Below are 12,846 nucleotides of genomic sequence, written 5' to 3' on the forward strand. Positions count from 1 at the left end.
GGGGCGACGGCCTGCGCCGACACGGCCTTGGCGACCTGCGCGACGGCGGCGGCGACGGCGGAGGCCGGAGCGGCCTCCAGGGCCGGCGAGGCGGCCGGGGCGGCCTTCGGCGCGGAGGCCGGGGCCAGGGTCGCCGCCGAGGCGACGGTCGGGACGGCGACGGCGCCGAGGGCGGCGGCGGTCAAGGTAAGGCCGCGGGATCGACGGCCGAACACCATGGGTGTGCGCATGTACGTGTTCGCTACTTCCTCTTTGGCCGCCTACCGGGTTAGCTGACGGGTTCGAGCAAAAGAGGTTGCTCTACCACTTTCGTAAGCGGATTCACCCCATTGGGACGTGGGTCCCCGGTTCCCGTCCGGCGCTTTGCGCGTTTTTGGGATTCGGCGTGCGCGGCGGTGTCCCGATTCTTCGGGTCTGGGACCGGCGCGACTGGTCTGTGACCGTACTGGCCGAACCCGGGGAAACGCACGCTGATTCGGTCACGAATGAATAACGTCGCCGTCGGTAGCTGCGGGTTCTATATCCAGTAGTTGATTTATGAGAGGACGATGAGTGGCAAAAGGGACATAGCGTCGGAAACCGCAAGTCCGGGACGCTCTGTGAACAGACCTGTACTGCGGACTCGCCAGGAGGCGGCGTGCGGGAGGACACTTCCATGCGTGAAGGACGCACCAGCGATACTCGGCCGCCAGCAGACGCTGGAGAAGTGCATGGCGGCGTTGGCCGCCGGCGGCGGCGTCCTGGTGACCGGACCGGCCGGGATCGGCAAGTCCGCGCTGCTGGACGCGATCGGCGCGGCGTGCGCGGCGGCCGGGCAGCTGGTGCTGCGCAGCGCCTCCTCGGCCGCCGAGTCGTGGCTGCCCTACCTCGGGCTCTACGACCTGTTCTCCGACGCCGTCGCCGCCCGCCCCGAAGTCGTGCCGTACCACCTGCGCCCGGCCTTCGACGGAGTGCTGCTGCGCTCGGTCCCCGACGGCGCCGCCACCGACCAGCTCGCCATCCGGGTCGCCGTCGTGGAGGCGCTGCGCGCGCTGTCCGCCGAGCGGCCGGTGCTGCTCATCCTGGACGACGTGAACTGCCTGGACTCGGCCACCGCCGAGGTGCTGGCGTTCGCCGTCCGCCGCCGCCAGGGCTCGCGGGTGCGGGTGCTGGCCGCCGAGCGGCTCTCCGAGGGGCAGGAGCCCACGTGGTGGGGCCTGCTGCCGGAGGACGCCGTCGAGATCGCGCTGGGCAACCTGCCCGGGCCGGTGGTCTCCGAGCTGCTCCGCACCCGCCTGGGCCTGCGGCCCACCGACAAGCTCTCGCAGCGGATCCGCGACGCCAGCGGCGGCAACCCGTTCTACGCGCTGGAGCTGGGGCGCTCCGCTCTGCGCTCGGGCACCGTGGTGCACGCCGGGGACCCGCTGCTGGTGCCCGAGCGGCTGCGCGGGCTGCTCGCCGACCGGCTGCACGCGCTGCCCAAGGCGGCGCGCGAGGCGCTGCTGGTGATCGCCACCGCCGCGCGGCCGCCGCGCGAGCTGCTGGCCGGGCACGAGTGGGGCCTGTCCCAGGCCCTGGCCTCCGGGATCATCGTCAGCGGACGGGACCTGGAGCCGCGGTTCGCGCACCCGCTGATGCGGGAGATCGTCTACGCGGACGCCGATGTCGAGGCGCGGCGGGCCTGCCACGCCAAGCTGGCGCGGGCCCACGACGACCCGCTGGAGCGGGCCCGGCACCACGCGCTGGCGACGTCGGAGGCGACCGAGGAGCTGGCCGGGGAGCTGGAGGAGGCGGCGCGGATCGCGGTGCACCGCGGGGCGCCGGGGACGGCGGCGGAGCTGTTCCGGATGGCCGCGGAGCGGACGCCGGTGGAGCCGCATGGGGTTGACGACGGTGAGGGTGATGGCAGGGTCGGCGGTGGGGTCGGCGGTGGGGTCGAGGTTGCCGACGGGGTGTCGAATACGAAGGCTGATGAGGTTGGTGGGGTGGGCGGGGCCGGTGGGTTGAGGGGGTCCGGGGGCGGTTTCGGTGGTTCGGGCGGGGCCGGTGGTTCTGGTCGTTCCGACGGCTCGGGCAGCGCTGGTGGCTCCGACGGCTCTGGCGGCTCTGGCATCTCTAACGGTTCCGACAGCTCCGGCGGGCTGGCCGACTCCGGGTCGTCGGGCGGCGGATCGGGAGCCACGTCCGGCTCGGCTCCCGGCTTCACGCCGTTGCCCGCCGCCCTCGCCGCGGGCCGACTGCTGGAGGCCGCGCGGGCCGCGTTCGACGCCGGGCTGCCGCGCCAGGCGCGCGAGGCGGCGGAGTCCGTCGCCGGCGGTCCGGACCCCGGCGCCCGGGTGGGGGCCCGGCTGCTGCTCGTCGAGCTCGACGACGACATCGCGGCCCAGGCGGTGCTGCTGGAGGCGGCCGAGGCCGACGCGGCCGGGAGCCCGGAGTTGCGGGCGCGCGTCAGCTTGCAGCGTGCCGACCACGCCTACCGGTCCGGCAACATCGACGCGGCGCTGGAGGCCCTGCGCCGGGCCGAGGAGTACGCGCTGGCGACCGGCGACCGGAACCTGCGCGCGGAGTCCATCGCGATGCGCGTGCCGGCCGAGATCCAGGCCGACCCCGAGCGCGCCATCGAGTCGCTGGAGCAGGCCGAGGCGCTGGGCGCCGGGCGGGACCTGACGCTGCCCTCGATCGCCGTCCGCAAGGCCTTGATCATCTGGTTCCTCCGCCGCGGCGACGTCGCCGACGCGCTGGCCACCGCGGCCCGGCTGCGGGCCGACGTCGAGCGGGCCGGCCGGCTGCGCGACCTGGGCGACGTGCTGCACCTGGTGGCGTCGGTCAACGAGCGGGCGGGGCTGTGCCGGCAGGCGCACGAGGCGGCCTCGCTGGGCAGCCGGCTGCGGGCCGAGACCGGCTCCTCCAGCGTGCAGGCCCTGATCCTGGCGGCGGCCGGCGAGCTCAACGGCGGCACCGCCGAGGCCGCCGCGGACATAGCCCAGCAGGCGATAGAGGCCGGCACCGTCTCCGGAGACTCCGAGTACACCGGCTACGCGCACGCCTTCCTCGGCCGCGCCGAACTACTCCTGGACCGCACCTCCCAGGCCGCGCACCACCTGGCCCGCGGCCGCACCCTGATGCGCAACGTCGGCATGGTCGACCCGGCGACCTTCCTGGTCGACGCCGACCTCGCCGAGACCCTGGCCCGCTGCGGCTCGTTCACGGCCGCCGACCGCATCCTCGACGAGGCCCAGGACATGGCCCGCCGCCTGGAACGCGACGTGGTCAAACTCGGCCTCACCCGGGCCCGCCTCCTCCGCCACGGCCTGGCCGGCGACGCCCGCGAAGCCGCCGACCGCCTCCGCGCCGCGATCCCGACGGAGCACAGCTACCCGCTGGAAATCGCCCGCGCCGAGGTCACCCTGGGCGAGCTGGAACGCCGCGCCCGCCGCCGAGCAGCCGCCCGCGCCGCGTGGGAATCAGCGGCGACGGCCTACGCAGCCGCCGGATGCGGCCCCTGGCTGCGCTACGTCCAAGGCCGCCTGGAACGCCTGGACTCCCCGGCCGAGCCCCTGAGCGCGACCGAACGACAGATCGTGGAACTGGTCCGCGCCGGCGCGACGAACCGCCAGATAGCCGCCGCGCTCCAGGTGTCGGTGAAGGCCGTGGAGGGCAACCTGACCCGCCTGTTCCGCCGTTTCGGCGTCAGCAGCCGCGCGGAGCTGGCGGGGGCGGAGCCTTCGCGGGCGGAGCGGGCTGAGCGGGCTGAGCGAGTGTGAGGGTGTGAGGGTGGGTTGAGGTTGGGCTTGGGTGGTGTTGGGTCGCCTTCAGCGGTGATCCGGGCGCACTTGAATGCATGGTCTGGCTGCACAACGCCTCGACGATCGGCGTCGAGGCGGCGCTGACGATCCTGCTCGCCGCCCTCGGCGTCGACTCGAGTAGGTCCCTCCCACCCCGCCTTGACGGACACAGCGTGTCCTCCCCGCCACCCGCAGCACATCAGGGGTCTGCCATCTCATCGCAATACCCGGTCAAAGGCGTGGCTTTTCAGCCTGAACCATTGACCCCCGACATCCGTTCGAACTACGTTCGCGGCAACCTCGCGAGCGTGCCCGGACCACCGACCCCGCGCCCAGAAAGGCGACTCCGATGAACCGCATCGTGCGAGCCCTGGCCCTGACCGCTTTCCTCGCCGCCGGCACCACCGCCACCACCGCGGCCGTGGCCTCCATGGCCGTGGCGGCCCCGGTCGCCACCCCGAACTCCGTCACCGGCGGCGGCCACCGCTGACCCACCGCCACCGCCGATCCACCGCCGCCGATCCACTGCCGCTGACCCACCGCCGCCGCTCCCGAGCACCCGCCACCGCCTGCCCCGATCCCTAGATCGCCGGCCGGAATACTGCACGGTAGCTTCCGGTTGCAAGAGATGTGCGGGCCCACCCCCCCGGGGCCCGCACCTCACATGTGACAGTCACCACACAGGAAGAGAGCCACCGTGCGCGTCGAGATCTGGAGCGACGTCGCCTGCCCCTGGTGCTACATCGGCAAGGCGCGTTTCGAGCAGGGCCTGGCGGCCTTCGCCAACAAGGACGACGTCGAGGTGGTCTTCCGCTCCTTCGAGCTGGATCCCCAGTACCCCAAGGGCCAGACCGTCGAGGTTCTGCCCATGCTGGCCAAGAAGTACGGCATGAGCGTCGAGCAGGCGAAGCAGGCCGAGGCCCGGGTGGCCGCCAACGCGGCCGACGCCGGTCTGCGCTACCTGGCCGACGGCCGTGACCACGGCAACACCTTCGACATCCACCGCCTGCTGCACTTCGCCAAGACGCGCGGGAAGCAGAACGAGCTGCTGGACCTGGCCTACGCGGCGAACTTCGCCGAGGAGCGGTCGGTCTACGACGCCGAGCGGCTGGTCGAGCTGGCGGTGCAGGCCGGACTGGACGAGGCCGAGGTCCGCGCGGTGCTGGCCGACGAGCAGGCTTTCGCCGACGCGGTCCGCGAGGACGAGCGCGAGGCGCAGATGCTCGGCGCGAACGGCGTCCCCTTCTTCGTGCTGGACCGCAAGTTCGGCGTGTCCGGCGGCCAGCCGGCGGAGGTGTTCACGCAGGCGCTGGAGGAGGCCTGGGCGGCGCGGACGCCGGAGCCGCTGAAGGTCGTGGGCGGGACGGCGCCGGAGGGTGCGGTGTGCGGGCCGGACGGGTGCGAGATTCCGTAAGACGCATCTGCACAAGGCGCCTTTGAACGTGTAGCAGCTATGTGGCCAGCAGATTCTGCTGGCCACATAGCTGTCAGCTGTTCGCCGCCGACGACACCTCCCGCGCCTCCAAAACAATGGCCTCAGCCGTCTCCTGCACCCACGGATCCTGCCGGAGCCGCTGAATGGCGAGCAGCGCGCGGCTTTCGCTGTCCAAGTCGATGCCGCCCGACCATGTCACAGAGTCCTGTGACGGTCGCGTGTCCGTGCGTGGCAGTCCGGCTAGCTTGGCTCGGCGGGCGGTCTCCAGGTCGAGCGTCTCGCTTAGCAAGTGGGCATTGTGTCCGGGCGTGTGGCGGGCGTTCTGGGTTTCGCGGATTGTGCGTTCGGTCATCGCCGGTGAGGAGAACTTGGATAGTTCCCATTGCGCGTCGCGGATTTCGATTGCGCGTCGGTAGAGCCTGTGTTCGGCTCCCCGGATATCGAGTCGATCCGCCCATGTTGATCGCACAGGGCCGAGGACGTAGCCGGGTGCCGCCTGGTCCAGGAGGGTCCACAGTGGACGGAGGCGGTGGTACCGGAACAGCCGCCTCAGGAATACGCCTATGCGGTAGAACCCCAGGATGAAGGTGCCTAGGCCGAACAGGCCGAGCATGAGCTCCAGCAGCACGGCGGGTACGAAGCTGAAGCGCCCGGCAAACGGGTATGGCAGTGCGAAAGCGTGCGTGACGAGGTACAGGCACCGTACGGCCACATAGCTGAGGCCGACTGCGAAGCCGCTGATAATCATGTACGACGCGTTTCGGAGCAATGGTTTGCTGACCGTTCGTACCCGCGTTCGGAAAAGTACGATGGCGACGGTCAGCCCGGTTCCCAACGCGGCCTGATAAAGCACCTCGTAGCTGACTACGAGCACTGATTGTGCATGCCAGCAGCCGAAATCGGGGTGGTCGAGCTGTCGGGGGATGGCCGCGAACAGGGCGACCAGCAGGATGATGTCGACGAGGAGAAGCGACTGTGCTGTCCGCAGTATCCGCTGCTTGGCGCCGGTCGTCCGGCTCAGCGAGGCCACCAGTTCCAGGACGGTGAGGACGCCCGCGACGCCCAGGATGTGGCCTGCGAGGATCGCGCCGTCGGGGAGGCCCGTGGCCTTGTCCAGCCAGCGTCGGACTCCGTAGCCGCCCAGCGTTGCCGCCCCGCTGACGAACAGGAACAACAGGGCTATTGGGCGTCGTCGTGGCGAGCGGCCCGGGAAGGCGGCCAGTAGCAGGGTGACCAGCCAGAGCACAGCGAGGATGGAGAGCCATACCAGGCTGAGTCCGACGCCGACTTCGCCGACCGGCTCAGAACAGGTCATCGAGGTCGCCGAAGGGTGTGGTGTCGGCGCCGTGCCAGCCTGCACGTTCGAGGATGAACGCGGCGGCCAGTTCCGCCTCTTCCTCCTGCGGCGTCGAATAGCGGTCGCGGGCGAGGACGCGCTCGACGGCGGCGGGATCGAGGCGGGAGAACATCTGCGCCAGTCCCGCGTCACGGCCGGTGTGGTCGCAGAGCATGTGCCCGATCTCGTGCAGGACGATGTTCTGCCGGTGCAGCGGGCTCGTTCCTCGCGCGTGGAAGATGTAGTCGACGGTGTCGGTCGCGATCCACATGCCGCATGGCAGGCTCTGGCCCGGCAGTTGCGGGAGGGGCAGGAGTTGGAGGGGCCGTCCGCGGTCTTGTGCGAGGCGTTCGCAGAGGGCTTCGATGCTGAACGGGCGCGGAATGGTGATTCCGGCGATCGCGGATCGGACCTTGTCCAGTGGTCGAGCACGCGCCATTGATTCCCCCGTCCATGAGCCCCGTGGGGGACACGGTAGCAGGGTGCTGAATCGGCGGCGGCTTGCTTCTGCGGCCGGTTCGGTCAGCCGTTTCGGCCGGGTCCTTCGGGAGCGTCGACGTCGCCGTTCGGCAGGCCCGGCAGGCCCTCCAGCGACCGGGCGTGCTCGACCATGGCCTGGATCGCGGCGAGGCCGGCCGGCGAAAGGTCCGCCGCTCGCAATGCGATCGTCCGGACCGGCGCCTCGCGGAGCGCGGCCAGCAGCTGCAACTGCGCGTCGATCTCGGCGGTGTCCTCGTCGAGGAAGTAGGACGTGGGCACCCCGAAGAACCGGGCGAGCCCCTCCAGGTGCCGCATGGTCGGGTTGTCGCGCATGCCTTTGCGGAGCTGCCACACATAGGTGTGGGAGATCATCGTCCCGCTCTCGCGGATGGCCGCCGCGACCTCCTCGTACGTGTACTCGGCCCGCCCGGCCGGATGCATGGTCCGAAAGAGCCGGTCGAGGCGGTCGGCCAGGGAGGAGACGGCTTTCGGCTCGGACACGGTCGGCTCCCTTCTGGCTTGATCTCCTGATTCTAGTTGACGGCGGCCAGGGCCCCTATGTCTGTTGACAAGCCGCGCCCCATCCATAAACTCAGATTGATGGCTGGCCCAGTCCTCAGCAACTGAGGGCTGGAAGCACGCCTGTTCGGGCGAGCTTCTCCGTCGTCAGCCTTCTCATTCACCTTCGGTATCGACGGGGAGTCATATGAGCCTGCTCAAAATCGCGGCCGCGACCTGCACGACAGCTCTGGCAGCACTGGGAGCGGCTCCGGCCGCCAGCGCCGCCGACGCCGCCGCTGGGACGTCCGCGACGAAACAGATCACTTACCTCGGCCACCACTTCGACGTGCCGAGCTCCTGGCCGGTCGTCGACCTGGCGGCCGCGCCTACCACCTGCGTCCGCTTCGATCGGAGTGCCGTGTATCTCGGCACTCCCGGCGCCAACCAGAGTTGCCCGGCCCACCTCATGGGACGCGCCGAGGCGCTGTTGGTCGAGCCCACGACGGCGACGGTCGCGGTCACGGATAACGCCGATACACGGGAGTTCACCGGGGCGGCCGCCGGAATCAGGATCACCGCGACGTACAACAAGCAGCGATCGGTGGCCCAGGCCATCGTCACCAGCGCGGCATTGCCGGTGGCGGATCCGCAGGCGCAGGGGCAGTCACAGGGGCAGTCCCTGGGCCAGTCACAGGGCCAGGCGCAGGGGCACTCGACGTCGCCGTCGAAGGCCGCGCCGAACTCGGCCACGCTCGCCTCGGCGACCATCCCGGCCAGCGCGACCAACTACACCGGCAAGGGGTTCGATCCCTGTTCCGCTCCGAGTTCGAGCGCGATGAGCAGCTGGAAGCAGTCCTCGCCGTACGGAGCGATAGGGATCTACATAGGTGGTGTCAACGAAGGCTGTTCCCAGCCCAACCTGACGCCGTCGTGGGTTTCGCAGCAGGCTGCTATCGGCTGGCGCTTCTTTCCGATCTACGTGGGCTATCAGGGATACGGCGCGTGCTCAGGCACCTGCGCCGTGATCAGCTCGGCGAGCCAGGGCACCAGCGCCGCCGACGACGCGGTGAACCAGGCGGCGAGCCTCGGGTTCGCTCCTGGCAGTGTCCTGACCTACGACATGGAGGGCTACACCGAGAACTCCAACGTCCCCGTCGTCGCCTTCGAGTCGGCGTGGACCAGGGAACTGCACGCCCGGGGCTACAAGTCCGCCATCTACGGCAGCATGTCGTCGACGGTCGCCGACCTGGTGAACAACTACAACAACAGCAGCTACACCATGCCCGACGTCCTTGACTTCGCCACGGGCAACGGCAGCGCCAGCACGGCCAACTCCAACATCCCGAGCGGCGATTGGGCGAACCACCAGCGCATCAACCAGTACGCCTTGGACGTCACCGACACCTGGGGCGGCTACTCGCTCGCGATCGACCGCGACTACCTGGATGTCCGCACCTCCAGCGCGACCGGTTCCGACGTGCTGATGGCGTCGAACGGGGCGCTGGCCACGTACTGGACCAGCGGCGGCGATGTGTGGGGCAAGTCGCAGAGCCAGCCCGGCGGGGCGTGGTCGGGGGCGCAGCGGCTGACCACGACGGGCGGCTACGTGGGCAAGGTCTCGGCCGTGCTGGCTGCGAACGGCACCATCGCGTTGTACGTCCGCACGACCGGCGGTGGTGTCGCAGGTGGTTCGCAGAACGGCGTTGGCGGCGCGTTCCATTGGGATTTCCTGGGCGGATCCACTGTGGTCAGCAACCCGACGGCGATCGTGGCGGCCAACGGCGCGATAGCCCTCTACGCGACCGCCTCGGACGGCAACGTGTGGGGTATGTCGCAGAGTGCTGTCGGCGGCCCGTTCTCGGGGTGGCAGCAGCTGACCACCGGCTCCGGCTACACAGGTGACGTTTCAGCGATCATGGCCAGCAACGGGACGATCGCGTTGTACGTCCGCACGACCGGCGGTGGGGTGGCCGGTGGTTCGCAGAACGGCGTCGGCGGTGCGTTCCATTGGGACGTGCTGGGCGGATCGACCGTGTCCAGCGCTCCGACGGCGATCGTCGCGTCCAACGGCGTGATCGCGATCTATGCGACCGCTTCGGACGGCAACGTGTGGGGCATGTCGCAGAGTGTTGTCGGCGGGCCGTTCTCGGGGTGGCAGCAGCTGACCACCGGTGGCGGATACAGCGGAACGGTGGCCGCGGTGGTGGCCGCCAACGGCACGATCGCGCTGTATGTGAGCACTACGAGCGGTTCGGTGAACGGTGCTTCGCAGAACGGCGTCGGCGGTGCGTTCCATTGGGACGCGCTGGGCGGGTCCGGCTTGGGCGGCGGAGTGACCGCGGTCGTGGCCTACAACGGCACGATCGCGCTCTACAAGTACACCGGCGGCAACGTGGTGGGTGACTCCCAGTCGTACATCGGTGGGCCCTTCACCGGCTGGACCGTTGTCTGAGGCCTGATAGCGATTTAGTCGATGTACTGAGATACCGGAGATCCAATGAATTTGTATAGACGACGTCGCTTGCCCACGCCACCCAAGAGAACGAGCCGGCTGGTTTCCTGGGGGCTGGCCACGGCTGTTGCCTCGCTTGCCCTCGCTGCTCCAGCAGCCCGCGCGACGGTCGCGTTGCCGTCCGTCCTACCTGCTGTGCAGCAGTGGACAGCGGGCAGCGGTAACGGCTTCACGTGGAGTCAGAGCAGCCGCGTGGTGGTGAACACGGCGGACTCCTCGTCGTTGTCCGGGGATGCCCAGACCCTCGCTTCCGACTTGCGGCTCGCGTTCGGCGCGAACCAGGTCCCGGTCGTCACCGGCGCCCTGTCGGCCGCGCAGCCGGGCGATGTGTTCCTCAGCCTCGGCTCGACGGACACCCAGCTCGGCAACGAGGGCTACGGGCTCACGATCGCGCCGGTCCTCCAGGTCAAGGCCAGGACCGAGGCCGGTGCGTTCTGGGCCACGCAGACCGTTCTGCAATTGCTACATCAGCAGACTGCCTTGCCCGCCGGCACGGTCCGGGACTGGCCGAACTACCGCGTCCGCGCGGTTCTGGTCGACGACGGTCAGCGGTCCTTCCCGCTGAGCTGGTGGTTCAACGAGATCCGGCAGCTGTCGTACCTGAAGATGAACGAGATCACCTTCACCGCGAACCGCGCCGGGCTCACGGCGGATCAGCAGGCGCAGGTCGAGGCGTACGCGGCCAAGTACCACGTGCCGGTCACCCCGGTCGTGCCGATGCCCAGCTACATGCAGGCGGTCGAACCGCAGCTGCCGGCGCAGTACACCCTCACCAACGCGGCCGGTCTGGCGATGGTCGGAGCGCTCGACCTCTCCAACCCGGCGGCGGTGTCGTGGGCGCTCCAGCAGACGTCGAACAGCCTCGGCTCCTTCTCGGGCCCGGCCTGGCACACCGGCGCCGATGAGTACCCGGACGCGAGCCACCACCTGAGCGACACGGCCGACTTCCCCAAGCTGGTCAACTACGCGCATCAGCAGTACGGGTCGGCGGGCACACCCGAGGACCTGTACCGGGCCTTCATCAACCAGAACGACAACCTCGTCCGGCAGTCCGGCAAGTCGATGCGGATGTGGGGCGACGACCTGTTCCCCAGCAGCGCGGTCGCACTGAACAGCGACATCACCGTCGAGGAATGGGACGCCGAGCCCGGCTCTCTCACCCCGGCACAGGTGGCGGCGAACGGCAACCAGGTCGTGAACGCCGACATGGACTACCTCTATTACGACGAGGGCTCAGGGCCCACCACCACGCCGGCCAGGATTTGGGAACAGTTCGACCCAGGGCGCTTCGCCACCGGCCAGACCTTGCCGCAGGGCGCCGCCGACCCGCACCTGGCGGGGATCGAGATGGCGCAGTGGGACTCGGCCCACGAGGATCCCGGACAGCTGGAGGTCGACCTCGGGCAGCTCAACGAGGCGCTGGCGCAGCGCGCATGGGGCTCGGCGAAGCAGTTCCCGACGTGGGCGCAGATGCAGGGCGTGGTCGGCGCGATCGGCCGGCCGCCGGGCTTCGTGCCGACACCGCTGGGTCCGCGGAAGGGGGCGGTGCTGGCGAAGGCCGGGACCGGGCTGTACGGCTGGACGACCGAGTCCGACCCGGTGGTGACGGCGATGGCGAGCAACGCCGGCGTGCAGATGATTCTGGACACGACGGGCACCGTGTGGGCGAAGACGGGGATCAGCCTGTACGGCTGGACGCAGGAGTCTGATCCGGGTGTGAGCGCGATCGCGGTGGGCTCCGACGGGCTCCAGATGATCGTGGCGGCGGACGGCTGTGCCTATGCCAAGTACGGAATCGGGCTCTACAACTGGACGAAGGAGTCGGACACCGGCATCAAGGCCATAGCCACGAACGGCGGCACTCAGATGATCGTCGCGGCCGACGGGTCGGCGTACGCGAAGACCAGCGTCGGCCTCTACAACTGGACCAAGGAGTCCGACCCCGGGATCAAGGCGATCGCGGTGAACTCCCACGGCCTCCAGATGATCGTCGCCGCCGACGGCTCGGCGTACGCGAAGCAGGAGATCTCGCTCTACAACTGGACGCGCGAGTCCGACCCGGGGATCAAAGCGATCGCGGTCGGTTCGGACGGGCTGCAGATGATCGTGGCGGCGGACGGCTGTGCCTACGCCAAGTACGGGATCGGTCTCTACAACTGGACGAAGGAGTCGGACCCGGGCGTTAAGGCGATCACTACGAACGGGGGCGTTCAGCTGATCATTGCGGCCGATGGGGCGGTGTGGTCGAAGAGGACTGTGTCGCTGTATGGGTGGTCGCAGGAGTCGGATTCCGGCGCCAAGGCTGTGGTGGAAGGCAGCGATGGGCTGGAGATGATTCTCTGGAGCTGAGGGTGGGGTGGAGGTAGGTTGCCTGACTGCGGCGTTGATGGTGCTGCGGCGTTGATGGTGCCGGTTGGTGCTGCGGTGCCGCAGTCAGGCGATACCTATCCCGCTTCCACCCACATGTAATCGGTGCGCAGGGCAGGAAGGTCGTCGACGCGGAGCAGGACTTCCAACCCCAGCTCCCGAGGCACGATCGCGCCTTTGGGGACTTCGGCATCGACGTCGCCCATGAGCACTGGGACGAGTTCGTCGTCGTCGGAGGTCTGGAGGTAGTAGTAGCCGCCGTCAAAGGCCCCGGTGATGACGCAGTACTCATCCGCCACTTGCAGAATCAGGAAGTCGGAGCCCTCCTCGCCCCACGAGACGTTCGCCTCGGTCCCTTTGAGCGCCGCGTAGGCTGCCGGCAACTCTTCGCCGGTCACGGTGCGCTCACTGTGCTGCGGATGCATCACGGTGACCAGGTAGTCCATGTTCT

10 protein-coding genes and 1 riboswitch are annotated in these 12,846 nt (G+C 69.5%); of the genes, 5 read left to right on the forward strand and 5 right to left on the reverse strand.

What is annotated here, in order from left to right:
• On the reverse strand, positions 1-230 hold a 230-nt coding region (locus ABD481_RS34085), incomplete at its 3' end, for a hypothetical protein (RefSeq protein WP_344669953.1).
• A gap of 13 nt (positions 231-243) precedes the next feature.
• Positions 244-396, reverse strand: a riboswitch (cyclic di-AMP (ydaO/yuaA leader).
• Positions 397-659: 263 nt separating this feature from the next.
• Here ABD481_RS34085 and ABD481_RS34090 point away from each other — a divergent pair.
• The 3 genes from ABD481_RS34090 to ABD481_RS34100 all read left to right on the forward strand — a co-directional run bounded on the left by ABD481_RS34090 (position 660) and on the right by ABD481_RS34100 (position 5,178).
• Positions 660-3,743, forward strand: a complete 3,084-nt coding sequence (locus ABD481_RS34090; RefSeq protein ID WP_344669954.1) for a helix-turn-helix transcriptional regulator — start codon at positions 660-662, stop codon at positions 3,741-3,743.
• A 370-nt stretch (positions 3,744-4,113) separates the two neighbouring features.
• On the forward strand, positions 4,114-4,254 hold the full coding sequence (locus tag ABD481_RS34095; protein ID WP_344669955.1) for a hypothetical protein: 141 nt from the start codon (positions 4,114-4,116) through the stop codon (positions 4,252-4,254).
• 207 nt (positions 4,255-4,461) lie between these two features.
• Complete coding sequence (locus ABD481_RS34100) at positions 4,462-5,178, forward strand: DsbA family oxidoreductase (RefSeq protein WP_344669956.1); 717 nt, start codon at positions 4,462-4,464, stop codon at positions 5,176-5,178.
• A gap of 73 nt (positions 5,179-5,251) precedes the next feature.
• Here the strand turns inward: ABD481_RS34100 and ABD481_RS34105 are convergent, their stop codons facing one another.
• From ABD481_RS34105 to ABD481_RS34115, 3 genes are all read right to left on the reverse strand, one after another.
• The gene (locus tag ABD481_RS34105; RefSeq protein WP_344669957.1) at positions 5,252-6,514 is read right to left on the reverse strand and encodes an MAB_1171c family putative transporter; all 1,263 of its coding nucleotides are present in this window, start codon (positions 6,512-6,514) and stop codon (positions 5,252-5,254) included.
• A complete protein-coding gene (locus ABD481_RS34110; protein WP_344669958.1) occupies positions 6,501-6,974 on the reverse strand; it encodes a hypothetical protein in 474 nt (157 codons plus the stop codon). Before ABD481_RS34110 ends, ABD481_RS34105 begins: the two co-directional genes overlap by 14 nt.
• 83 nt (positions 6,975-7,057) lie before the next feature.
• Positions 7,058-7,516, reverse strand: coding sequence for a helix-turn-helix domain-containing protein (locus ABD481_RS34115; protein ID WP_344669959.1), 459 nt, complete (start codon positions 7,514-7,516; stop codon positions 7,058-7,060).
• A gap of 205 nt (positions 7,517-7,721) precedes the next feature.
• On the opposite strand from ABD481_RS34115, the gene ABD481_RS34120 reads away from it, so the two are divergent.
• Together ABD481_RS34120 and ABD481_RS34125 are read left to right on the forward strand one after the other, a co-directional pair.
• The gene (locus tag ABD481_RS34120) at positions 7,722-9,968 is read left to right on the forward strand and encodes a glycoside hydrolase domain-containing protein (protein ID WP_344669960.1); all 2,247 of its coding nucleotides are present in this window, start codon (positions 7,722-7,724) and stop codon (positions 9,966-9,968) included.
• 45 nt (positions 9,969-10,013) lie between these two features.
• The gene (locus tag ABD481_RS34125; protein WP_344669961.1) at positions 10,014-12,377 is read left to right on the forward strand and encodes a beta-N-acetylhexosaminidase; all 2,364 of its coding nucleotides are present in this window, start codon (positions 10,014-10,016) and stop codon (positions 12,375-12,377) included.
• Positions 12,378-12,472: 95 nt separating this feature from the next.
• Here ABD481_RS34125 and ABD481_RS34130 read toward each other — a convergent pair whose 3' ends face one another.
• Positions 12,473-12,841: a hypothetical protein gene (locus ABD481_RS34130; RefSeq protein WP_344669962.1), complete on the reverse strand. Its 369-nt coding sequence runs from the start codon at positions 12,839-12,841 to the stop codon at positions 12,473-12,475.
• Between the last annotated feature and the right edge of the window lie 5 nt (positions 12,842-12,846).

The organism is Catenulispora yoronensis, from assembly GCF_039531695.1.
GTDB classification, from domain to species: Bacteria; Actinomycetota; Actinomycetes; order Streptomycetales; family Catenulisporaceae; genus Catenulispora; species Catenulispora yoronensis.

Excerpts from the sequence above, each read along its gene's own strand:
- ABD481_RS34095 (WP_344669955.1), top strand. The coding sequence starts at position 4,114 with ATGAACCGCATCGTGCGAGCCCTGGCCCTGACCGCTTTCCTCGCCGCC.
- ABD481_RS34105 (WP_344669957.1), bottom strand. The coding sequence starts at position 6,514 with ATGACCTGTTCTGAGCCGGTCGGCGAAGTCGGCGTCGGACTCAGCCTG.
- ABD481_RS34110 (WP_344669958.1), bottom strand. The coding sequence starts at position 6,974 with ATGGCGCGTGCTCGACCACTGGACAAGGTCCGATCCGCGATCGCCGGA.
- ABD481_RS34120 (WP_344669960.1), top strand. The coding sequence starts at position 7,722 with ATGAGCCTGCTCAAAATCGCGGCCGCGACCTGCACGACAGCTCTGGCA.
- ABD481_RS34125 (WP_344669961.1), top strand. The coding sequence starts at position 10,014 with ATGAATTTGTATAGACGACGTCGCTTGCCCACGCCACCCAAGAGAACG.
- ABD481_RS34130 (WP_344669962.1), bottom strand. The coding sequence starts at position 12,841 with ATGGACTACCTGGTCACCGTGATGCATCCGCAGCACAGTGAGCGCACC.